Origin of the sequence: Staphylococcus taiwanensis, from assembly GCA_020544305.1 — a bacterium.
Classification (GTDB): Bacteria; Bacillota; Bacilli; order Staphylococcales; family Staphylococcaceae; genus Staphylococcus; species Staphylococcus taiwanensis.
This window is the reverse complement of the sequence record CP058667.1, coordinates 294,224-317,922: the sequence shown is the minus strand read 5'-3', so window position 1 is coordinate 317,922 and position 23,699 is coordinate 294,224. Positions and strand designations below refer to the sequence as shown.

The 23,699-nt window shown below is 35.2% G+C and carries 18 protein-coding genes and 1 pseudogene; 8 read left to right on the top strand and 11 right to left on the bottom strand.

Annotation, left to right across the window (positions count from 1 at the left end; all coding sequences use genetic code 11):
• Window positions 1–8: 8 nt before the first annotated feature.
• Together secY2 and HYI43_01460 are read right to left on the bottom strand one after the other, a co-directional pair.
• A complete protein-coding gene (gene secY2, locus HYI43_01465; protein ID UDI77282.1) occupies window positions 9–1,208 on the bottom strand; it encodes an accessory Sec system protein translocase subunit SecY2 in 1,200 nt (399 codons plus the stop codon).
• Between the two features lie 181 nt (window positions 1,209–1,389).
• A pseudogene (locus HYI43_01460) lies at window positions 1,390–8,484 on the bottom strand (KxYKxGKxW signal peptide domain-containing protein).
• Between the two features lie 622 nt (window positions 8,485–9,106).
• On the opposite strand from HYI43_01460, the gene HYI43_01455 reads away from it, so the two are divergent.
• Window positions 9,107–9,313 (top strand): hypothetical protein, encoded by a 207-nt coding sequence (locus HYI43_01455; GenBank protein ID UDI77281.1) that lies wholly within the window; start codon window positions 9,107–9,109, stop codon window positions 9,311–9,313.
• Between the two features lie 200 nt (window positions 9,314–9,513).
• Here the strand turns inward: HYI43_01455 and HYI43_01450 are convergent, their stop codons facing one another.
• On the bottom strand, window positions 9,514–9,996 hold the full coding sequence (locus tag HYI43_01450; GenBank protein ID UDI77280.1) for a GNAT family N-acetyltransferase: 483 nt from the start codon (window positions 9,994–9,996) through the stop codon (window positions 9,514–9,516).
• A 216-nt stretch (window positions 9,997–10,212) separates the two neighbouring features.
• Between HYI43_01450 and HYI43_01445 the strand changes: the two genes are divergently transcribed.
• Window positions 10,213–11,124, top strand: a complete 912-nt coding sequence (locus tag HYI43_01445) for a hypothetical protein (GenBank protein ID UDI77279.1) — start codon at window positions 10,213–10,215, stop codon at window positions 11,122–11,124.
• 124 nt (window positions 11,125–11,248) lie between these two features.
• Here the strand turns inward: HYI43_01445 and HYI43_01440 are convergent, their stop codons facing one another.
• Window positions 11,249–11,629: a hypothetical protein gene (locus tag HYI43_01440; GenBank protein ID UDI77278.1), complete on the bottom strand. Its 381-nt coding sequence runs from the start codon at window positions 11,627–11,629 to the stop codon at window positions 11,249–11,251.
• 264 nt (window positions 11,630–11,893) lie between these two features.
• Between HYI43_01440 and HYI43_01435 the strand changes: the two genes are divergently transcribed.
• Window positions 11,894–12,265: a MarR family transcriptional regulator gene (locus HYI43_01435; protein UDI77277.1), complete on the top strand. Its 372-nt coding sequence runs from the start codon at window positions 11,894–11,896 to the stop codon at window positions 12,263–12,265.
• Between the two features lie 112 nt (window positions 12,266–12,377).
• Here the strand turns inward: HYI43_01435 and HYI43_01430 are convergent, their stop codons facing one another.
• The 5 genes from HYI43_01430 to HYI43_01410 all read right to left on the bottom strand — a co-directional run bounded on the left by HYI43_01430 (window position 12,378) and on the right by HYI43_01410 (window position 16,876).
• Window positions 12,378–13,025 (bottom strand): SDR family oxidoreductase, encoded by a 648-nt coding sequence (locus tag HYI43_01430; GenBank protein ID UDI77276.1) that lies wholly within the window; start codon window positions 13,023–13,025, stop codon window positions 12,378–12,380.
• 159 nt (window positions 13,026–13,184) lie between these two features.
• Complete coding sequence (gene phnE / locus HYI43_01425) at window positions 13,185–14,012, bottom strand: phosphonate ABC transporter, permease protein PhnE (GenBank protein UDI77275.1); 828 nt, start codon at window positions 14,010–14,012, stop codon at window positions 13,185–13,187.
• Window positions 14,009–14,815, bottom strand: coding sequence for a phosphonate ABC transporter, permease protein PhnE (gene phnE, locus HYI43_01420; GenBank protein UDI79247.1), 807 nt, complete (start codon window positions 14,813–14,815; stop codon window positions 14,009–14,011). The genes phnE (HYI43_01425) and phnE (HYI43_01420) overlap by 4 nt, the downstream gene beginning before the upstream one ends.
• Window positions 14,811–15,584 carry a phosphonate ABC transporter ATP-binding protein gene (gene phnC, locus HYI43_01415; GenBank protein ID UDI77274.1) on the bottom strand — a complete coding sequence of 258 codons (774 nt, stop codon included), beginning with the start codon at window positions 15,582–15,584 and terminating at the stop codon, window positions 14,811–14,813. The genes phnE (HYI43_01420) and phnC overlap by 5 nt, the downstream gene beginning before the upstream one ends.
• 332 nt (window positions 15,585–15,916) lie before the next feature.
• Window positions 15,917–16,876: a phosphate/phosphite/phosphonate ABC transporter substrate-binding protein gene (locus HYI43_01410; protein UDI77273.1), complete on the bottom strand. Its 960-nt coding sequence runs from the start codon at window positions 16,874–16,876 to the stop codon at window positions 15,917–15,919.
• Between the two features lie 294 nt (window positions 16,877–17,170).
• Here HYI43_01410 and HYI43_01405 point away from each other — a divergent pair, with 294 nt between their 5' ends.
• Both HYI43_01405 and HYI43_01400 read left to right on the top strand, forming a co-directional pair.
• Window positions 17,171–18,712, top strand: a complete 1,542-nt coding sequence (locus HYI43_01405; GenBank protein UDI77272.1) for a bifunctional metallophosphatase/5'-nucleotidase — start codon at window positions 17,171–17,173, stop codon at window positions 18,710–18,712.
• 75 nt (window positions 18,713–18,787) lie between these two features.
• Window positions 18,788–19,351, top strand: coding sequence for a hypothetical protein (locus HYI43_01400; GenBank protein UDI77271.1), 564 nt, complete (start codon window positions 18,788–18,790; stop codon window positions 19,349–19,351).
• Between the two features lie 70 nt (window positions 19,352–19,421).
• Here HYI43_01400 and HYI43_01395 read toward each other — a convergent pair whose 3' ends face one another.
• Together HYI43_01395 and HYI43_01390 are read right to left on the bottom strand one after the other, a co-directional pair.
• Window positions 19,422–20,591 (bottom strand): MFS transporter, encoded by a 1,170-nt coding sequence (locus tag HYI43_01395; protein ID UDI77270.1) that lies wholly within the window; start codon window positions 20,589–20,591, stop codon window positions 19,422–19,424.
• A gap of 404 nt (window positions 20,592–20,995) precedes the next feature.
• A complete protein-coding gene (locus tag HYI43_01390) occupies window positions 20,996–21,916 on the bottom strand; it encodes an EamA family transporter (protein ID UDI77269.1) in 921 nt (306 codons plus the stop codon).
• Window positions 21,917–22,071: 155 nt separating this feature from the next.
• Between HYI43_01390 and HYI43_01385 the strand changes: the two genes are divergently transcribed.
• The 3 genes from HYI43_01385 (at window position 22,072) to HYI43_01375 (ending at window position 23,614) form a co-directional block, all read left to right on the top strand.
• Window positions 22,072–22,554 (top strand): Rrf2 family transcriptional regulator, encoded by a 483-nt coding sequence (locus tag HYI43_01385; protein UDI77268.1) that lies wholly within the window; start codon window positions 22,072–22,074, stop codon window positions 22,552–22,554.
• Window positions 22,555–22,697: 143 nt separating this feature from the next.
• Window positions 22,698–22,901 carry a helix-turn-helix transcriptional regulator gene (locus tag HYI43_01380; GenBank protein ID UDI77267.1) on the top strand — a complete coding sequence of 68 codons (204 nt, stop codon included), beginning with the start codon at window positions 22,698–22,700 and terminating at the stop codon, window positions 22,899–22,901.
• A complete protein-coding gene (locus HYI43_01375; protein ID UDI77266.1) occupies window positions 22,898–23,614 on the top strand; it encodes a DUF3169 family protein in 717 nt (238 codons plus the stop codon). Before HYI43_01380 ends, HYI43_01375 begins: the two co-directional genes overlap by 4 nt.
• The last annotated feature ends 85 nt before the right edge of the window (window positions 23,615–23,699 follow it).

The window sequence follows — 23,699 nt, the reverse complement described above, 5'->3', positions numbered from 1 at the left end:
ACTATCGCCTACCAATATTTATTCAAGATTTGCTTGTAACGGTCAAAGTATAAATATGTACGTATCGTTTCACCTATATTTATACTAATGTACACTAAAATGATTAACTGCATTGAAAAGTAAATTTCTGTCGACAGATGCGGTACGAGTAATGTCGAATATAAAGGTACAGCCAAAATTAATGACACTAAAATTGCACCTGTCCAACATACTCTTCGTGCTTTACTGTTTAGATAATGTTCTGTATCATATCCCGGACGTACAGCATCAAAATAATTTCCATTTTTAAGAAATTCTTTCGATTTTTTCTTTGTATTGATTAAAAAACGTGATAATAAATAACTCAAAATAATTTGTAGTACAACATAAACTGTGATGCCGATTGGATTAGCAAAACTTAGAAATTCTAAATTCCCATTTACACCAAACATCGACATGATTAAATTAATTAAGTTGTTCAATAATACATAAACTGACAAACTAATCATAATCGAAATACTGCCTGCAGGATTTAATTTCCATGCTAAGTATGTAGGTGTCTTATGCGTTGAATTATTCATAATATCTTTATAATTCAATCGATATTCTGATAACTCTATAAATAATAGGAAAAGTAACGCAATAGCTAAAGTCACAATTACAAATATTAACAATATGATGTTTACATCTAGTTTGACAAAGTGTTGATTACTAAATAACGACTTAATCAAACTTGTTAAGACAATAGGCATCGGTCCAGCAATTCCGTATGTGAAATTTTGATCAGCTAACCAAACCAATAACATTGTTCCAGTAACAAGAATTAACATGAGTAAAATAATATTGGTATCTTTAATAAAGTTATTATTAATATAAGTATGAATGACAAAATAACTTTGAAAAATAGCAAACACTATCGTTATAATTCTCTCTTTATAATGCTTTTCAGAACGCGTTTGCTTCGTTGCTTGGTCTAAATTACGATAATTCAGTAACATGATAATGACAAGTGACGTTAGCCATGGACCAAGACCTAATGAAAATATATTTAACGTATGAAGATCTCCACCTACATTTGAAACTGCTAGCTTGAAAAATGTATCCTTGTTATCATAAACACCTTTCGAACTTACAATTGAAATATTACTTCCGAAAATGTAGATAATTAATATAAAACATGTAAATAAAATCCGTTTGTATAAAGTCTTAACTTCTTGCTCCTTAAACATAATTTCACCCAAATTTTAAAAAATAAAGTTTCCTATATTATATCAAAGAGGCTAAAGACGTTAATTATTTTGGTATAAACATATAATGATTCAACCATAATTATACTTTAGCCTCTTTTTTAGAATTAGACAATAAACTTACTGGAAAGTAATGATTATAAAAATGTATTTCACTACACTATTACATCACTTTATTGTTCTGATCCTTTATTCTTTTATCTTTCTTATTTCTACGAGATTTTTTAACTAATCCTAATCCCGCTAACATTGCTACAACCGCTGATACTAATCCTGTTGAGTTAGAATCACTACCACCTGTTTCTGGTAAATCATCTTTAGCATCATGATGTTGTGTGTTGCTATGCATTTGTGAATCCGTGTTGCTTTGTGATTCTGAAGTGCTCATTGAAGTGCTTGTTGATGTACTTTCTGACATTGATGTTGATGTGTTTGCGCTTGATACATCACTTACACTTGTTGACGTTGAACCACTTAATGATGTACTTGCACTATTTGAACCACTCGCACTTGTTGAGCTTGAAGTTGAATCAAATTGTGAATGAGATGTACTCATTGAATTTGAAGTGCTACTTGAATGCGAAGTGCTCATTGAATTAGAAACAATTCCTGAGTGCGAAGTGCTCAATGTATGTGATGCACTTGTACTTGTTGAGTTACTCATACTTATCGATGCTGAATGACTTTGTGATGTTGTATTTGAACCTGAATATGAAGTACTACCTGAACTTGAAGCACTATTTGAATGACTGATTGAGTGTGAACCATTTTTAGATTCTGATGTACTTACTGATGTAGAAGTAGAATCAGAAATTGATGTGCTTGTACTTGATGAGTCTGATTGGCTCGTTGATGATGAATTACTCAATGATGTGCTTGTACTGTTTTGAGTCGCTCTCGCTTGTTGATAATGACGTGCTATTAGATATCGATGTACTTACTGAGTCTGAAGTACTCGCACTTTGTGATCCACTCAATGATGTGCTTATGCTATTGAGTCACTCACGCTTGTTGATAATGATGTACTACCTGATGTTGATGTACTTACTGAGTCTGAAAGACTCGCACCTTGTGATCCACTCAATGATGTGCTCGTGCTGCTTGAATCACTCACACTTGTTGATGTTGAGTCACTTAATGATGTGCTTGTACTATCTGAATTACTTTCACTTGTTGATGTTGAGTCACTTAATGATGTGCTTGCACTGTCTGAGTTACTTTCGCTTGTTGACGCTGAGTCACTTAATGATGTGCTTGCACTGTCTGAGTTACTTTCACTTGTTGACGTTGAGTCACTTAATGATGTGCTTACACTGTTTGAGTCACTCACACTCGTTGATGTTGAACCACTCAATGATTTGCTTGCACTGTCTGAGTTACTTTCGCTTGTTGACGCTGAGTCACTTAATGATGTGCTTACGCTATCTGAGTTACTTTCACTTGTTGATGTTGAACCACTCAATGATGTGCTTACATTGTTTGAGTCACTTACACTTGTTGACGTTGAGTCACTTAATGACGTACTTGCACTATTACTTACACTTGTTGACGTTGAGTCGCTTAATGACGTACTTGCACTATCTGAGTTACTTTCACTTGTTGTCGTTGAGTCGCTTAATGAGGTACTTGCACTATCTGAGTTGCTTACACTTGTTGATGCTGAGTCACTTAACGACGTGCTTGCACTATCTGAGTTACTTTCACTTGTTGACGTTGAGTCGCTTAATGATGTGCTTGCACTATCTGAGTTGCTTACACTTATTGATGTTGAATCACTTAATGACGTACTTGCACTATCTGAATTACTTCCACTTGTTGACATTGAGTTGCTTAATGACGTGCTTGTACTGTCTGAATTACTTCCACTTGTTGACGTTGAATCACTCAATGATGTACTCACTCTATCTGAATTACTTTCACTTATTGATATAGAATCACTCATAGATGTGCCAACACTTGTTGATATTGAATTACTATTTGATATTGAATCACTTGTATTTATTGATGTTGAATTTAAAGATGCGCTTGTGCTGTTTGAGTCACTCACACTCGTTGATGCTGAATCACTACCTGATGTTGATGTACTTACTGAGTCTGAGAGACTCTCACTTTGCGAACTACTTAACGACGTGCTCGTACTTGTTGAATCACTGCCACTTATTGATATTGACACACTATCGGATGCACTTGCACTGTTTGAGTCACTCACACTTATTGATGCTGAATCACTGCTTGATGTTGATGTACTTACTGAGTCTGAAAGACTTTCACTTTGTAATCCACTTAGCGAGGCACTCGTACTTGTTGAGTCGCTATCACTTGTGGATGTTGACACACTATCGGATGTACTTGCACTGTTTGAGTCACTCACACTTGCTGACATTGATGTGCTTGTCGATGCACTTGTGCTATTTGATTCACTTGTACTCGTTGACATTGAGTCACTATTCGATATTGATGTACTTACTGAGTTTGAAAGACTTTCACTTTGCGATTCACTTAGCGACGTACTTGTACTTGTTGAATCGCTGTCACTTGTGGATGTTGACACACTATCGGACGCACTTGCACTGTTTGAGTCACTCACGCTTGTTGACGCTGAGTCACTATCTGATGTGCTTGCGCTTACTGAGTCTGAAAGACTCTCACTTTGTGATCCACTTAACGACGTACTTGTACTTGTTGAGTCGCTGTCACTTGTGGATGTTGATACACTATCGGATGTGCTTGCACTGTTTGAGTCACTCACACTTGTTGATGCCGAATCACTATCTGATGTTGATGTACTTACTGAGTCTGAAAGACTTTCACTTTGCGATCCACTTAACGACGCACTTGTACTTGTTGAGTCGCTGTCACTTGTGGATGTTGATACACTATCGGATGCACTTGCACTGTTTGAGTTACTCACACTCGTTGAAGCTGAGCCACTATCTGATGTGCTTGCGCTTACTGAGTCTGAAAGACTCTCACTTTGCGATCCACTTAACGATGTGCTTGCACTGTTTGAGTCACTCACACTTGTTGATGCCGAATCACTATCTGATGTTGATGTACTTACTGAGTCTGAAAGACTCTCACTTTGTGATTCACTTAACGACGCACTTGTACTTGTTGAGTCGCTGTCACTTGTGGATGTTGATACACTATCGGATGCACTTGCACTGTTTGAGTCACTCACACTCGTTGATGCCGAATCACTATCTGATGTTGATGTACTTACTGAGTCTGAAAGACTCTCACTTTGTGATCCGCTTAACGATGTGCTCGCACTGTTTGAGCCACTCACACTTGTTGACGCTGAGCCACTATCTGATGTGCTTGCGCTTACTGAGTCTGAAAGACTCTCACTTTGTGACCCACTTAACGACGTACTTGTACTTGTTGAGTCGCTATCACTTGTGGAAGTTGATACACTATCGGATGCACTTGCACTGTTTGAGTCACTCACACTTGTTGACGCTGAGCCACTATCTGATGTGCTTGCGCTTACTGAGTCTGAAAGACTCGCACTTTGTGACCCACTTAACGACGTACTTGTACTTGTTGAGTCACTATCACTTGTGGATGTTGATGTACTTGTCGATGCACTTGCACTGTTTGAGTTACTCACACTCGTTGATGCTGAGTCACTATTCGATGTTGATGTACTTGCTGAGTCTGAAAGACTTTCACTTTGCGATCCGCTTAGCGACGTACTTGTACTTGTTGAATCGCTGTCACTTATGGATGTTGACACACTATCGGATGCACTTGCACTGTTTGAGTCACTCACACTTGTTGATGCTGAATCACTACCTGATGTTGATGTACTTACTGAGTCTGAAAGACTTTCACTTTGCGATCCACTTAACGACGCACTTGTACTTGTTGAATCGCTGTCACTTGTGGATGTTGATGTACTTGTCGATGTGCTTGTGCTATTAGATTCACTTGTACTCGTTGATGCTGAGTCACTATTCGATGTTGATGTACTTGCTGAGTCTGAAAGACTCTCACTTTGTGATTCACTTAACCACGCACTTGTACTTGTTGAATCGCTGTCACTTGTGGATGTTGATACACTATCGGATGCACTTGCACTGTTTGAGTCACTCACACTTGTTGATGCCGAATCACTATCTGATGTGCTTGCGCTTACTGAGTCTGAAAGACTTTCACTTTGCGATTCACTTAGCGACGCACTCGTACTTATTGAATCACTATCACTTGTGGATGTTGATACACTATCGGATGCACTTGCACTGTTTGAGTTACTCACACTTGTTGATGCCGAATCACTATCTGATATTGATGTACTTACTGAGTCTGAAAGACTCGCACTTTGTGATCCACTTAATGACGTACTTGCACTTGTTGAATCGCTGTCACTTGTGGATGTTGATGTACTTGTCGATGTGCTTGCGCTTAATGAGTCTGAAAGACTCACACTTTGTGACCCACTTAACGACGTACTTGCACTTGTTGAATTGCTATCACTTGTAGATGTTGATGTACTTGTCGATGTGCTTGCGCTTAATGAGTCTGAAAGACTCACACTTTGTGACCCACTTAACGACGTACTTGCACTTGTTGAATTGCTATCACTTGTAGATGTTGATGTACTTGTCGATGTGCTTGCGCTTAATGAGTCTGAAAGACTCACACTTTGTGACCCACTTAACGACGTACTTGCACTTGTTGAGTCGCTATCACTTGTGGATGTTGATGTACTTGTCGATGTGCTTGCGCTTAATGAGTCTGAAAGACTCACACTTTGTGACCCACTTAACGACGTACTTGCACTTGTTGAATTGCTATCACTTGTAGATGTTGATGTACTTGTCGATGTGCTTGCGCTTAATGAGTCTGAAAGACTCACACTTTGTGACCCACTTAACGACGTACTTGCACTTGTTGAGTCGCTATCACTTGTGGATGTTGATGTACTTGTCGATGTGCTTGCACTGTTTGAGTCACTCACACTTGTTGATGTTGATGTGCTTGTTGATGCACTTTGGCTATTCGCCGTGCTTGTTGACGCACTTTGACTATTAGATGTACTTGTTGACGTGCTTTGGCTATTCGCTGTGCTCGTTGACGCGCTTTGGCTATTCGCCGTGCTTGTTGATGCGCTTTGGCTATTCGCCGTGCTTGTTGACGCACTTTGACTATTAGATGTACTTGTTGACGTGCTTTGGCTATTCGCTGTGCTTGTTGATGCACTTTGGCTATTCGCTGTGCTCGTTGACGCGCTTTGGCTATTCGCCGTGCTTGTTGATGCACTTTGGCTATTCGCTGTGCTCGTTGATGCACTTTGGCTATTCGCCGTGCTTGTTGATGCGCTTTGGCTATTCGCTGTACTTGTTGACGTGCTTTGGCTATTCGCCGTGCTTGTTGACGTGCTTTGGCTATTCGCTGTGCTTGTTGATGCACTTTGGCTATTCGCTGTGCTCGTTGACGCGCTTTGGCTATTTGCTGTGCTCGTTGATGTGCTTTGGCTATTTGCCGTGCTTGTTGACGTACTTTGGCTATTTGCCGTACTCGTTGACGTGCTTTGGCTATTCGCTGTGCTCGTTGACGTACTTTGGCTATTTGCTATGCTCGTTGATGTGCTTTGGCTGTTTGCCTTGCTCGTTGAGGTACTGGTGCTATTTACCGTACTCGTTGATGTACTTTGGCTATTTACTACACTATTAGATTTGCTAGTTGATTGACTTGTTGAGGTACTTGGTTCCGTATTATTAATAGTACTGTTGTCAAAATAGTTCACATATGATGAATCTAATGCATAGCTAGCAGAAGGAGATAAATTAAATGATAAATCTCCGCTAGCATTATTTATAGGTACTGTAAATTCAGCAGTAACACCATTTCCTTGCCCCACATAATATTTACTTAAAGTTGCCCCAGTCCATGTATATCCAGTTCCGCTTTTTACGACAGTTGGATTAGTAGTATTAACAGTTGTAATGAAATTACCATTTGAATCAGTGTATCCTTGCGTAATTTTTGTTATTGCACCATAACCACTACCTAAAGTAATCATCGGCTTACTAGGATTAGTTACATTAGTATCTGTTGTCACTGCTGGTTTTTCAACGTTAGGAGTAGCTGGATTATCATAGGTGATTGTATATCTAAACGTTACTGTTCCGTTTCCATTATTAGTTACTGTTACCTTATAGTAAATCGGAAAATTTGTACCGTTAGTAAATTTTGTAGAGCCTACTCCAGTGTATGTGCTAGTTTGACTACTCGTTGCTGCTGCAGCTGCAAATGACTGAACGGCTAATTTGCTAAATGTTCGCAATTTAGTTGTACTTGTTGACGTACTTGTACTAGTAGAATTATTTATAAGTAATGTTGAGCCTAAATCATTATGTGCATTACTTTCTGTTGTATTCGTTGTTGATTTAGCAATAGTATTAGAAGTCGATTTATTAGTTTCATTTGACAATGATCCATCAGTTGAATCTGTTGATTTTGATATATCTTCTTTATTAGAAGTACTATTTGTTGATTCAGTCGCATTAGCTTTATCTGAAGTACTGCTTGTTGATTTTGAGGTATCTTCTTTAGTTGACGTATTACCTACTGTTGATTTCTCTTTTGTTTCAGATGTACTGACAGACTTACTATTTTCTGATTTATCCGTTGTACTTGTTGAGGAAGTCGTGCTCTTGTCTTCAGAAGTGCTGCTCACATTATCCTTTGAAGTACTTGAAGAATGTTGATCAGTATTTTTCTCAGAAGTTGAAGAGGTACTATTTGAATCTTTAGCCTCTGAAGTAGAATCGACTTTATCTGATGTTGACGCTATACTTGATGATGAATTCGTCTCATCTTTGGTTGCAGAAGTACTACTGATATCATTACTAGTTGATGTGCTTGCTTTAGAAGTAGATTCTGTAGTTTCTGATTTTGAAATTTCTGTTGAATTTTGATTAGCTACAGTCGCACTAGTAGATGAAATTTCTGACGTCAAAGGGGTTTCTGACGCTGCGAAAGCATGATGATCATTTAACATTGTAAATGTAAACGCACCACCTACTAGGCCAGTCGTTCTCAAAGCTTGCTTTTTAAAGTCTTTTACATTTTTATCTTGTAGGTCGTTAATATTTTCCACTTCTTTATTTAAAAATGGTAACCCTAACATTTTAAGCAATTGCATTTCTTTAATTCCGGCTTTCACCCAATGTTTACCGGATTTGTAAAGTTTAACTCTTGCTTTTTCTTGACCAAACGACCGTTTGAAGTCTCTTTCTCTTTTAGACATAATACTCTCCTCTCAAGTTACAAACATATGATTCGTAACAAAAGTAATTCGTTAAATTGAATTACTAACACTCCCATGTGATTTATACATTATATGCGCCTTTATATGTAAATAGCAATGTTATAAATGTAAAATTTAAAGATAATTTCTCACAATCAGATTGTGTAATTTTTAATTACGACAAATTTTATACATGTATATTTCTGAAAAATAATATTGCCTATTGAAAAATCGTAAGTATAAAGCCGTCAAATCAATGTTTATGGCCATTTCTAATATATTTCAAAAAATGGTTATTCATTCATATTAATGGTTTAAAATTCAATATTATCGTCTTATAACAATTTTGTTATACCTTTCAAAACTATCGATATTTAATCAATAAATACTTCAATAACAAGGGTTCAGTACAATTTCTGCATATTCATTGGCAATAACCTATATATTTTCCAGTATTTATTAAACTAAGTTGTGTTCATACTAAATATTAAAATAAACCTAGTTTCTTCCTATTTAAATATAAATTTTAAAAATCTATACTAAACTTTTATTAGAAATGAATAACGATATGTTTATAATTTATAATTTGTGAAATTTTTAAAAATAAAGGAGGTGCGTGGTGATGTTTATTACTAAGAAAGAAGATAGTCGTTTTATAGTTGAAAAGGCTGGAGGAGACACCCATGTAAGCTGTTATATTTTAACTGATAAAGAAACAGGTGTTCAATATTTGTCTAATTGGATAGGTTCAGGAGGTGGAATTACGCCGTTACTTGATCAAAATGGGAATGTATCAAAAGTTGATGTACGTCATCTGGATAATCTATAGATACGATTAGAACTTAAACTAAAGTGTCGTTAAAACAAATTTATTTATTTTAGATTTATAATAGAGTGCTATAACCGAGATAAGATATCTTTCTCAGTTATAGCCACTTTCTTATCGTAAATTTCTATATCAAGTGGAGATTTATAAATAAAGGAAGTTGAGATAAATTAATAACTTCAAATTGAACTCTGCCGCCTTCTCTATACTTCTTTCACTAAATTGTACCATTTGAGACCGGCATGTTGAGACTCTGATTCGCCTTCATTGATATAACCATATTTTTCATATAATGGAACAAGTTCTTGACGACATGTGAGCGTCACACCGTGTCTTGACTGTTGTTTAGCAAGGTTTTCAAATTGAGTTAGAAGTTGACCAGCTAAGCCTTGTCTTTGATAATCTTTAGCAACCACAAGTCCTAATATAGAAATATAACCTCCTATATCTGGATTAGGTTTAATTGTCTCAAACAAGTCATCAGTGATATATTTTTTAGAAATGACTGGTCCATTGATATATCCCGCAATTTGTCCGTCTTTTTCAGCAATAATAAATGTATCAGGAATGATATTAATACGTTCTTCAATGGCTTGAGGTGTAGCCGCTTCATCGGGTGTAAACCCTTGATTCTCCAATTCAACAATTGTCGAATAATCCTCTTTATTTACCTTACGAAATTTCATACTACATTCCCCCATTAAAATTTGAAAAGTTCTATTAAAGTAATACATGCATTTATGATCTCAGTATATAACAAAAATGTCATTCAGTTGATAGAAGTTATTAAGGTTGTATTTGATTTATTGTGTTAAGTTATAAATATACATAATTATGATATTTAAAAATGTTAAATTATTATATTTGTGTATGTAACACGTTAAATACTAAGGAGTGATTTCTTGATTAACAAACGTTTTAAATATGCTTTTGGAACAACGCTTGTTACCTCGTCATTATTACTGATGTCACATGGTCATGCTTTTGCGGCAACAAATAATACTGATAATGCGTTTAACCATGATAATGACGGCCAACCCGTTACAACGCAGGATAGTAATAACAATGTTGACGCTAGTTACAATCACGATGTTGATGACAATAACGACACTGATGCTGGTTACAATCATGATGTAAACAGTAACGTAGATACTGCTTCAGATGATAGCGACAACGTTGACCCTGGATACAATAACGATGTTGATGACAGCAATGATACTGATGCTGGTTACAATCATGATGACATTATCAGTGAAGATACTAATGCTGACGGCGTATATAACGACACATTAGATGAACCTGGAACTTTCCCTTCAATCGATGACATACATTATGGCTTCGGCGAGACAACAGATGAAAATGGTAATATTATTTATTTGGAAAATGCTGAGCAGCAAAATACTGCCCCAGTGATGGCAACACAACAAGATTCTGCTAAACATCAAGCTGAAAATAACGACATGGGATTCAATGGCTACGCTGAACAACAAGGTTTAGTTAAAAACCAACCTGCAAATAATTCACAACAAGATCCTGATAAATACCAAGCCGAAAATAACGACATGGGATTCAATGGCTACGTCGAAAAGCATGATTTAATTAAACAACAAGCGCAATCATCAAATTTACAAACGAATACTCCCCTTAGTACACAAGCAAAACATGATGAACAAATGAATCACACTTCATCACATCACGAATTACCTGTAACAGGCGAACGCACTTCTACTACACCGTTAGTTATCAGTATTTTATCATTTATATTAGGTGTAGGTGTCATGAGCCTTAGACGTATAATGTCAAAAAAACAATAACTATTTATTTCTAAGTAACTGTTACTTTTATTACTTAAACATTTCTTTTATGCCTATTAATTTTAAAAGAGCTATTGCCCTTGTGAAGATGACAAGCGCAATAGCTCTCTTATTTTCCAAAAAATTAAACTAATAATAATTTAATACCTCTAACAATATTTAAGATAAATAGATATACACCTGTAACAGCTAATATCACCGCTACTGTCCATGAACCAAATACGATCCAGCTTTCTACATTTGTTGAGGCATTTCCCATGACACCAGCAGATAACATTAATGCTAGTGGTGCTAATGCAAAACAAACCCAAGTGAATATATGATTAAATAATGCGTTACGTGCATGTGTTGAAACTGGTTTGTCAGCGATAATCCACATGACAATGGGTAAAAGTACAGGTGCGAAAAATACACTTAAATAACTAATTGAAGATGCAATATTTTCATTTCTACTGCCATAATAGTTATCTTGTTTATAATAATGACGATGTCTTATATTCTCCATATTTAATCACCTCACTTAAATATAAACACATTTAGTGAGTAATTATTAGGATAACCGTCCAAAATTACAACTCTGTAAGTTTCAAGTACCTTTTTAATTTAATCAAATACATTTTCTGCTAAAAATTAAACCATGATTCACATCCTAAAAAAATATAATCAAATGCTATTTCTAGTACAAATTAAAATAATTATGTCGCTACCACATTTTATTTATTGTTATAATACAATTATTAAACTTATGAAGAAAATGTGAGGCAATACTATGGCAGATCAATTAGTAAGTGAATGGTTAGCGTTTACGTCAAAATATAATAGCGTTTCAAAACAACTTGAGCATGATTTGATGTCTCGCCATAATCTTGCGTTAAAAGAATTCTATGTCTTGATGTATTTAGATTGTGCTGAGAATAATCAGTTGCCATTAAAAGAATTACAAAACAAAGTGGGATTAAGTCAAAGTGCAATGTCACGTCTTGCGACTAGAATGGAATCAAAAGACTGTGGCGTCATACGTCGTCAAGGCTATGGGGACGATAGACGTGGTGTCTATGCAGCGCTTACAGACAAGGGTCATCACTTTTATGATGAAGTAAAAGTAACTTTTGAAGAAACGCTACGCAATGTTTTTAAATAAATGCGATAAAATGGATACACATAAATAGTCACCCCGTTAAGTTGGTTCATTACTGCAACTTAACGGGGTGCCTTTTAATATCCTCATTACCTATATCAATGTCGCTACTTAATTACAATTGCTCTAAGGCTTCTCTTACGTTTGTATTACCTGATTGGATATAAACCACTTGTTTATCTAACTTCGCTACGTCTAATGCGTTGATTAATGTTGTTGCAACGTCATCACGTGGGATTGTGTAGCCATTTGGATCTCCTTCAATTGAGAAAGAAGCATCGATTTTGCCAGTACCTTCATCATCTTGTAATGGTCCTGGACGTACGATTGTATAATTCAAGTCTGATTGTTCAATATAATAATCAGACATATGTTTAGCAACAGCGTATGGTCTCATCACATCGGACTCGTTATCTGGGTCTGGACTATCTGTCGCACTTAATTGTACTAATTTTTTCACGCCATTTTTGCTTGCTGCATCGACCACTTTTTTAGAACCCCAAAGGTCCACAAGAAGTGTTTTATCTGCGCCAGTACTACCACCAGATCCAGCTGCAAAGATAACTGCATCAACGCCATCAAAGGCATTAGAGATGTCACCTTCTAAGTCAGCAACTACGACTTTATCTGCGCCTACACTTTCTAATTCAGATACTTGTTCGTCTTTACGTACCAAAGCTACGGATTTATGTTCAGTGTCTTTCAACTGCGCTACTACTTTACGTCCTACAGCACCGTTTGCGCCTACAACTAATACATTCATTATATATCTCCTTTCATTTTGAAAATGCACACCCACATTCATGCATGTGCATGCATTTTATTAACTACTCTATGTATTACCGACTCTCTATATTTTAAACATCTCTATATAAAAAGAGTCGAATAAATACGTTTTAATATTTACTCGACCCTATCCAATCTATACAATTCGTTTACGTATAGCACCTGAAATTAAATCAACAATGGCTACCATAATCACTAAACCAATTAAAATAATTCCTACACGGTCCCAAGAACGTGTTTGAAGTGCAAAAATTAAAGGTGTACCGATACCGCCAGCACCAATCAATCCTAAAATCGAGGCTGAACGTAAATTTAACTCGAAACGATATAATACGAGTGATAGAAATGATGGTAATATTTGTGGTATGACTGCAAAGATAAGTGTCTTCGTCTTATTCGCACCACTCGCTTTTAAAGCTTCTACTGAAGTAAAATCTAATCTTTCAATATCTTCGACGAATAATTTTCCAAGCATACCGACTGAATGAATACCTAATGCTAATACACCTGAAAATGATCCAGGACCAACCGCCTTAATGAAGATTAAAGCCATGACAATCTCTGGAAACACACGGATGACACTAAGGATAAATTTTGTAACACCTGTTACTGGGCGTACTTTGATTAAATTTCGTGCACCTAAAAAGGCAAATGGAATACAAATAATAGCAGCAATAAATGTACCTATCACCGCGATTGCAAATGTTTCAAGTAATCCACGTAATAAATCTTCACCAGCTGGAATATAAACATAACCCCAATCTGGATGGAAAAGTCCGTTAAAAATTGATTTTAATATTTCAATAGATTTTGATTTTAATTCCAATGCGGGCATTCCCGCAAATCCCCACACAATAATTGCTAAAACAACTATTGTGATAACCCAATTTTTAATTATTTTTTGTTTATGCTGTTTCGTTTTTACTGGATACCTATGTTCTAAATTGTACTGTGATTGTGTCATGCGAGTTGTTCCCTCACTTTCGTACTTACATAATCAATGATAACGACAATGACTAATGTAAATAAGATAATCATCGCTGTTTTAGGATATTGGAATAACCCTAACGTCGAGTCATAAAATAATCCAATACCACCGGCACCTACAAGTCCTAATACAGCGGATGCACGGATATTAATTTCAAATGCAAATAGTACATATGAAAAGAAAGTTGAAAGTATTTGAGGTACAACACCAAACATAATCCACTTTACTTTATTAGCACCAGCTGCCGTCATAGCTTCCATTGGCCCTGAATCAATCGTTTCAAGAGATTCATATAATAACTTAGCTATGACACAAATTGTTAATATAAAAAGTGCTAACACCCCTGGAATTTGGCCGATACCAAAGACAGCTACGAATACAGCAGCTAATAATAAATCAGGAATCGTACGCACAATATTTAAAATAAATCGAGCAGGAATAGTAATCCATTTCGTCTTCACAATATTACTCGCACAAATTAGCGCAATTGGTACAGACACAATCGCACCTAAGAATGTACCAACGATAGCCATTCGAATAGTATCTAACATGGGTTTTAAAATTGTACTTAAATAGCCCCAATCTGGTGGAACCATTTGTCCGAAGAACGAACTAATTTGAGGTAAACCAACCATTAAATCTCCAAAGCTAAACCCTGTATATAAGAAACTCCATACAACTAAAGCAACAATAATAAGTATTGTGAAACTTGTTTTAAGCGACATTTTTTTATTCAAATACTGATCATATTTATGAGTAGTAGGTGTTGCCATATCAATCCACCCCTAATTTCTCATCATCTTTAAGTTTACGACCGTAAATATCATTAAAGACCTCTTCTGTTGCTTCTTCAGTTGGCCCATCATATACAAGTTCTCCTGCACGAAGACCTATAATTCGTGTACCATATTCAAGCGCTAAATCTACAAAGTGTAAGTTAATAAGAATCGTAATCCCTAATTCTTCATTGATTTTCTTTAAATCGTCCATCACTTGCTTTGTTGTCAAAGGATCAAGTGACGCAACAGGTTCATCGGCTAATATAATTGCAGGCTCTTGAGCCAACGCTCGCGCAATTGAAATACGTTGTTGCTGACCACCAGACAATTCATCGGAACGTTGATCATATTTATCTAGAATATTTACACGCTCTAACGCATTCATCGCTTTAATCTTATCTTCTTTTGGAAAAAGTCCCAACACCATCTTCCAAGTTGGATGATAGCCTACACGTCCACTTAGGACATTACGTAATACAGATGATCGTTTCACTAGATTAAAATGTTGAAAAATCATACCAATATTACGACGCATCATTAATAATTCTTTTCCTTTAGCTTTAGTGATGGATTTGCCTTCAATTGTAATTTCACCTGAAGTAATATCATGTAACCGATTGACGGATCTTAATAGCGTTGATTTACCTGCACCTGAAAGACCAACAATGACGGCAAAATCTCCCTTTTCAATATTTAAATTGATGTCCTTTAACCCCACATGTCCATTTGGATAAACTTTGCTGACATCTTTAAATTCTATTTGACTCATTTAAATAACACCCTTTATTTTTGCAAAGAAGGGCATGAGACAGAATTCTTCAAGAATACGTCTTATCCCCAACTTGCTTTGCTTGTTGAATCTCTTTCGCGATTTTTTATGTTGGGTCCCCGGCCGCATGAATGACTAGAACTGAGAAAGCTTGATTTAAGCGCCATCTCAGTTCAGTCAGCTACTGCGAATTTGCTGAGTAGCCTCAAAAATATTATTTTTGACCTTGCCCTTCTTTGTTTCTTGTTAATCTACAATGTTTATTCGTCTAAATTTACATACTTTTTTTAGTAGTAATAAAGTTTCTATTTCTCTTTAACATGACTCTACGCTTATTTCATATCTTGAACTTGTTTTTCATACTTTCTCACAATATCAAAGTCTGAATCTTTCGCGCTTGTGTATCCTTCATGAGAATAAACTTCACTGATAATTTTGTGACCTTCTTTTGTTTTTGCGATATCTTTAAATGCTTTTTTAAGTTTAGCTTGGAAATCTTTATCCATATCCGGACGTACTGAGATTGTGTCGTTTGGAATAGGCTCAGTTAATTTAATAATCTTAGTGTCTTTAAATACATTAGGTTGATCTTTTTTTACAATGTTACGTGCATCTTGGAATACTGCTGCCGCGTCAACGTCACCATTAAGTAATGAAATGACTGCTTGGTCATGCCCTTTCATATTTACAATTTTCATATCTTTCGTAGCGTTAATACCAGCCGCTTCTTTAAGTGTCGCAATTGGGAACGTGTAACCTGCTGTAGAAGTTACATCTTGTAATGCGATTTTTTTACCTTTTAAATCTTTCAAATCTTTAATTCCAGAATCTTTTTTGACTAATATTTCTGATTTGTAGTCTTTAACTAGTTTATCTGAGTTAGAACCGTCTTTGTTTACACCATAACGTTGTGCTTGTAATAACAAGTTTGCTGCTTTTTGATCATGTGCTAACGTGTACGCTGTTGGTGGTAAGAAGCCAACGTCTACTTTTTTAGATTTCATCGCTTCTACGATTGTATTGTAGTTAGTTGATACAGATACTTTTACTGGAATACCTAATTTTTTTGATAATAATTTTTCAAGTGGTTTCGCTTTTGCTTCAAGTGTATCCGCATTTTGAGAAGGCACGAATTGTACCGTCAATTCTTTAGGTTTGTAACCATCTTTTCCTGAATCTGAACCACTATCAGCGCTTTTATTCTTGCTGTCTAATGAGCTATTATTTCCACACGCCGCTGCAAAAATAATAACTGTTAAAGCAAGTACTAAGAGATACTTCAATTGCTTCATAACTGTAATGCCCCCGTTCAATATGTATAAATTTCGTGTAATTTGTCAATTCTTATGACAACATAAGATTAGCACAATATTAATGCAAATAGTATTTAATTATTGTGAAATTTATATAAAATATATTTATATCTTTAAACTATTGTAAATTATTTCTAAAAATTCTCTTTAAAATCTAATCTGTCTAACTTTTTTACTATAATTTCTTTATATAACATTTATTCAAGACGCATTCACATGCATATCTTATAATGATAAGTATTAATTACTGTCTTCAATGAAAGGATGTTTCATATGACGCAACTCGGTTTTTATATCGTTAGTGATGTACACGGCTATATTTTTCCTACTGATTTTTCACAAGCAAACCAACAGTTACCTATGGGTTTATTATATGCGAATCAGTTAATTGAAAAATCAAGTAAACATGACGATATTCACTTCAAAATTGATAATGGCGATTTTCTACAAGGGGCACCTTTATGCAACTATTTAGTATCAGAGTTACGCTCTAGCAAACCATTAACAGCGATATATAACCGCTTAAATTTTGATTTGGGAACGATTGGTAATCATGAATTTAACTATGGCTTACCATACCTTAAAGACACACTACCAAACCTTAACCATCCAGTGCTTTGTGCTAATATTTTAGACTCAAAACAACACCCTTTTACAGGTGAAGGTGTGCATTATTTTGAAAAGGGAGACCTAACCGTGGGCGTGATTGGTCTAACTACACAAAATATTCCAAACTGGGAACAACCACATCACATCGAGGGCTTAACATTTAAAAGCGCAGTTGAAACACTCACACAAGTATTACCAAATGTCCGTAATAAAGCTGACATCGTCGTCGTGTCATACCATGGCGGATTCGAGTGTGATATAGATACAGATGAGCCAACTGAAGATTTAACTGGGGAAAATGAAGCATCTGAAATTCTGCATCGTTTCCATGAAAGTATCGATGTCTTAATTACAGGTCATCAACACCGAGATATCGCAACAGTGAAGTATGACACCGCCGTTATACAACCTGGAACTCGTGCCACTCAAGTCGGTAAAATAACGCTAACGATTGATGATCATAATCAAATTATTCATAAACAAAGCGAATTGATACCGATAGTAGCGGATTCAGAATTTAATCTTTCACTAGACGATACTAAGCTATTAACAAATTTAGAAGATTGGTTAGATACTGAAATCACAACGCTATCCGAACCTATGTTAGTAAAGGACAAGTTTATGGCACGCATCACACCGCACCCACTTGTTAATTTAATTAATGTTATGTTATTAGAGAAGAGTGATGCTGATATAGCAAGTACGGCACTCTTTGACTCGGCAGCAGGATTTAATACACGTATTACAATGCGAGATATCATCAATAATTATCCATTTCCAAATACGTTCCAAGTTTTGAAACTAACTGGTGCAAGTATTAAAGACGCTTTAGAAAAATCAGCAAGCTATTTCGCACTTAACGACACAAACGAAATAATCATTAATGACGCATTTTTATATCCGAAACCACAACATTTCAACTATGACATGTACGGTGGTATCACTTATACCATTCATGTTAGAGAACCTATTGGTCAACGTGTAACTGACATTAAAGTTGGAAGTGAACCACTTAACAGCGATAAAACTTATACCATTTGCGTCAATAACTATCGAGCTGTAGGCGGTGGTAATTACAACATGTTCGCCGAGGCACCTGTTGTCAAAGATATTCAAGAAGAAGGCGCACAACTTTTAATTGATTTCATTACCAATAATGATATGTCTAATATACCTCAAGTCCTTAACTTCAAAGTCGAACAATAATTTTTTCTCTTATAGCGTTGAAATAATGTACAATTATAAGTGTAAATATTCTCATCGAAAAAGGAGTTTATTATTATGAGTGAATTTTTAGCAGCCATTGTCGGAGGTATCTTTGCGCTAATTGGTACATTTTGGGGGATTAAATATCAAATCACTAAAGAGAAAGAAGAAAAACGTGAAGATTATAAAAATGACATTTTGAGTATGATTGATTTAACTGCATACAAAGCATCTAAAATAAGTAAAATTCATTTAAGTGAAACTAATGCTTTAATTAACAAACCCCATACGTTAGAGAAGTGTGATGACGTGGAGGAACTTTTTGTAAAATTAGATGATCAAATTCAAGAATTATTGGGTACTATGAGTCACCATGAAGAAGACTCAAATAAACCTATTCGTGATTTATTAAATTGCTATGAGTCTTTGGAGCATTATATTTCTAAGTTCTCAGTAGCTGCGAGAATCTATGATGATAAGTATGAAACCAACTCGGAAGAAAAACGTATTATCATTGTTAAAACTAAAGAAAAATTAGACCGTAATATAAATACATTTATTAATGATTTACGTCAATTTTCTAAACGCCACTTCAATCATGAGATGTACGAACCAACGTTAAAATTCGAATCTGATTAAATATAATCAAACACCTCTAACATCAGTAAAATGACCTACTGACATTAGAGGTGTTTCTTCAACTCAACTTTCATGCTTCAAATTGGATATGTTTCTTTTCATAAAAATAATTAACTGTATTAATTAAAATACCTAGAATAATAATGCCACCTGATACAAAGGTAATCATTAAATAAGGTAATCCGACTGATAGTAATATTGAACCAATAATTGCGCCTAAGAAGTTAGCTACATTAAAAATAGACGCAGCTAGTGTGCTCGCAAGTAATGGTGCTTCTTTGGCACTTAATATAATCTTACTATTTAATAATGGTGTCGTACCAAATGTACCAAATCCGAATAAGAAACAAATTATAATTGCTAAAATTGCATTATGCACGAAAGTGACAAATAGTACGATGGTTAAAAATAGTAATAAAAACGTATAGAATAGATATTTAGTTAGTTTAGGTTCTGGCACATTTCCTGTAATTAAGTTACCTAACACACCACCTAAACCAAACATAAATAGACAAATGGTTAACCCTACTATTTTAAAAGGTGCAAAGTCATGAATCATTGGCTCCATAAACGTGTATGTTGTGAATACACCTGAATATCCAAAGACGATAATAGACATTACAATTAAAATGTGTGGGTTTTTAAATACTTTCATTTCATTTTTTACATTTGATTCTGTGCTTAAAGATACATCTGGCACAAATTTCAACATACCTAGCATCGTAATCACAGCTAAACCAATCATAACGCCAAAGACGACTCTCCAGTTTGCAAATCCACCCAAGAATGAACCAAATGGTACACCAATCATAACCGCAATGGTTAAGCCTGCTTGAACGAGTGCAATGGCTTGTGGTTGTCTACCACGAGGTGCAACAGCTGCAGCGACACTCATACACACGCCAAAGAACGGTGCATGCATTGACGCTGACAACAATCTAGATAACAGTAATACTTGAAAATTAGGTGCCAACATACCTATCACATTGCTACCGATAAAAATGGCAACTAAAATAGGTAATAAGCGTTTGGCACGTACATTCATTGTAAATATACGCATGAATGGTCCAATTAACGCAACACTCACGGCATACACACTAATTAATAATCCTGCACTTGAAATTGAAACTTTCATATCACTTGCGATTTGAGTTAATAATCCTGTCACCACATATTCTGCCATACCGACTGTAAATGTACCTAACATGAATATGAAGAACATCATTCTGTTACCTTTCATCATTGCTACCTCCTTTTTAGTCGCTCTCAAAAATAATACGAGTGCTATATTACAAAAAATTAGATACCATGTGAAGAGGTTTGTTCAAATTTTTTTATTTTTCTTAAGTCAGTATTCGCAAGTTTTCATATATTTTCATTGTATTAAAATTAAGACAATTTTAAGTATGAAGAAAGTCTTATAAAATTATATTTTGTAATAGACGCATTAAACTTTCCCGAAAACTATTCTATCTACGTGTCATTTTCAATCAAAAAATGACTATGTTAATCTTATTACAAAAGGAGTGATTCGGTGCCTGAATATAAAAAAGAGAAGACAAAAAATACATTCTGGGAAGTCGTAATCAACTTTATCCCAGAATTATGTAGTGCGATGATACGATTTTTCAAACATTTAATACCTTAATTTCTTAAGTGATGTGGTGAATAATTAATCACAATCAATGCGATCACAACACACAAGCCACCTATCATAATGTGTAATGTGAAGGGTTCACCTAATCCAATCACAGAGAAAATGGTCGAAAATAAGGGCACTAAAAATAGAAAACTGCTCGAAATCGTAGCACCTCTTAAATTTAAACTGCTAAACCATAATCCAAATGATCCAATAGACGCAGGAAACACAAGCCACCAAAACCATAACCATCCCCAACCATTCAATTGTTCAATGTGATAGTGCTCTCCTAACAATTGGCTAATCAAGAACATGATGATGCCACCAAATAATAGCTGCCATCCCGTTAATACCCATGCACCTTTATCAAATTTAAATTGCTTAGTCACGACAGTATTACATGACCAACATAGTGAACCAAGTAATGCGACACACGCACCCCACCCTAACAAAGTACGGTCTAACCCTAGACATATCGTAACCCCAATCACACCAATCACGAGTGCAACTATTTTAATCATTGTTAATCGCTCTTTCAGTATGAAATGCGCAAGAACAGCTAACCATAATGGATTGGTAAACAGTAAAACAGCAGACATTGAAGAGGATACACCCAATGACATTGCTATATTTAACAATCCCATTGTTCCAGCCGTTTGTAATAAACCGATTGTAGCGACAAATATAAAGCCTTTATAACTATTATGATCAATTGAAGGCAATACGTTTTTAATTCCCCTTTTCATAAGTAAGACCAATAAGATAATGCATCCTGCGATGGTAAAACGCCATCCACCTAGTAACATAGGTGGCACGTGTTCAATTGAGATGAGGTACTTCCCAGTTGGAAAAGAAGAGCCCATACATAGGGTCGTTAAAATAATACATATATAGAAGTATAAATGCGAACGTTGATGTAAATTCATAGATGTCATCTCCAAGTCATTTATTAAAGATAATTAAGATATTCGTTGTCTTTAAATAGTATTATAATGCACCCTTTCTATTTTTCAATCATAATATATAAAAATTTTATATTATATTTTATAATGAAAGAAACGTCTATCATTGGAGGACTGTTATGAAATTATCTAAAGGATGGGAACAAGCCGTCTATGTTCTATTAATGCTGAATCTACTACCCAAACATAGCGTGATGACCTCTACTGCTTTAAGTGATCGTTTAAATGTTTCTGATTCTTATTTAAAGAAGATTATTAAAGCACTTGTTAAAGAAGGACTAGTCAATTCTACTACAGGCAAGCATGGTGGTTTCTCATTAAGCAAACCTTTAAATCAAATCACGTTTTATGATGTTTTTCTAGCAATAGAAGGGCGCGACATAATTTTTGCAAGTCAGCAATTATTGAAACCTTTCTTAGGTGAAAAAGAAGGCCAAAAAGCAGAAATATGTGTAGTTAGTCATGCTTTAAATACAATTGAACATACACTTATCTCCACTTTATCTTCAATTACATTGGATGAAGTGAATCAAACCATCGTCACAAAATATCATCTTAACGATCTAAATCAATGGGTCCTATCAAATCGCAAAGTACGGTAAAACAAGCCTCCAGGATGTCTAACTTCAGACAACCCGAAGGCTACTTTTATGCATATTTTGACAAAAATATAGGTCTTTTTGACTAATATAGTTGTCAAAATGACAAAGATAATGTAACGTAATAGTCAAGGAGTTGATGAATATTGCGAAATCGTCTTAAAGAATTGCGTGCTCGCGATGGCTTCAATCAAACACAACTCGCTAAGAAAGCCGGTATCTCACGGCAAACAGTTTCTTTGATTGAACGGAATGATTTTATGCCGTCCATTTTAACAGCCGTTAAAATTGCGCGTATATTCAATGAACCAGTTGAAAATGTCTTTATATTTGAGGAGGGAGATTTATGAAAGTAAAGCGCTATTTACTTTTACTTGTACTCGGTGGAATTATTGGTGGTATTGTAGGTTCTTCAATGGGACGTATTAGTACGTTTCTATCAAATGTTAATTTTGCGCATAGCCATATTGGGTTAATTATTTGTATCATTTCATCACTACTTATCATTAGTCTTACATTTTATTTATGGAAAGTTCAAAAAGATGCGCTTAAATTTAAATCACAAAGTTTGAATTCAATTGAAGATGATGATGCCGATTTATACGAAAAGAAATCCTATTTAAACTTTAATAAATCTAGTATCATCATATATATTCAGATGATTATAAGCTTTATTGCGCTTTTATTAATCGTATTCGGCCATGGTTCAACATATGATGTATCGTACGCGATCATCCCTATTATGTTGACCATCATGCCTTCAATAATGATGGGCTTTTTTAATCGTCATTTCGATTCACGCTATCCTAAAATAGGAGAAAAAAATTATACCGAAAAAACTTTAGCCATTTTGGATGAAGGTGAGCGTCATATCAATCTAGTAAGTATGTATAAAAACTACGTAGTAAATCTATCACTACTCATGTTAGCAATTATATTTTTAGGTCTTTTTTCAATTGATACTGGCTCAAATCAAACACTTGGCATATTATTCTTAATCATTATTTTCGCATACAACAGCCTAGGTTATATGTTAAAAGTACGTAAATTTTACAAATCATAGTTATTTATTAATTAATCTATATTATGATAAAAGTAACTAATCTTTATTTGAATTAAATCCAAAACCTAATCAACAGAAAGAGAGG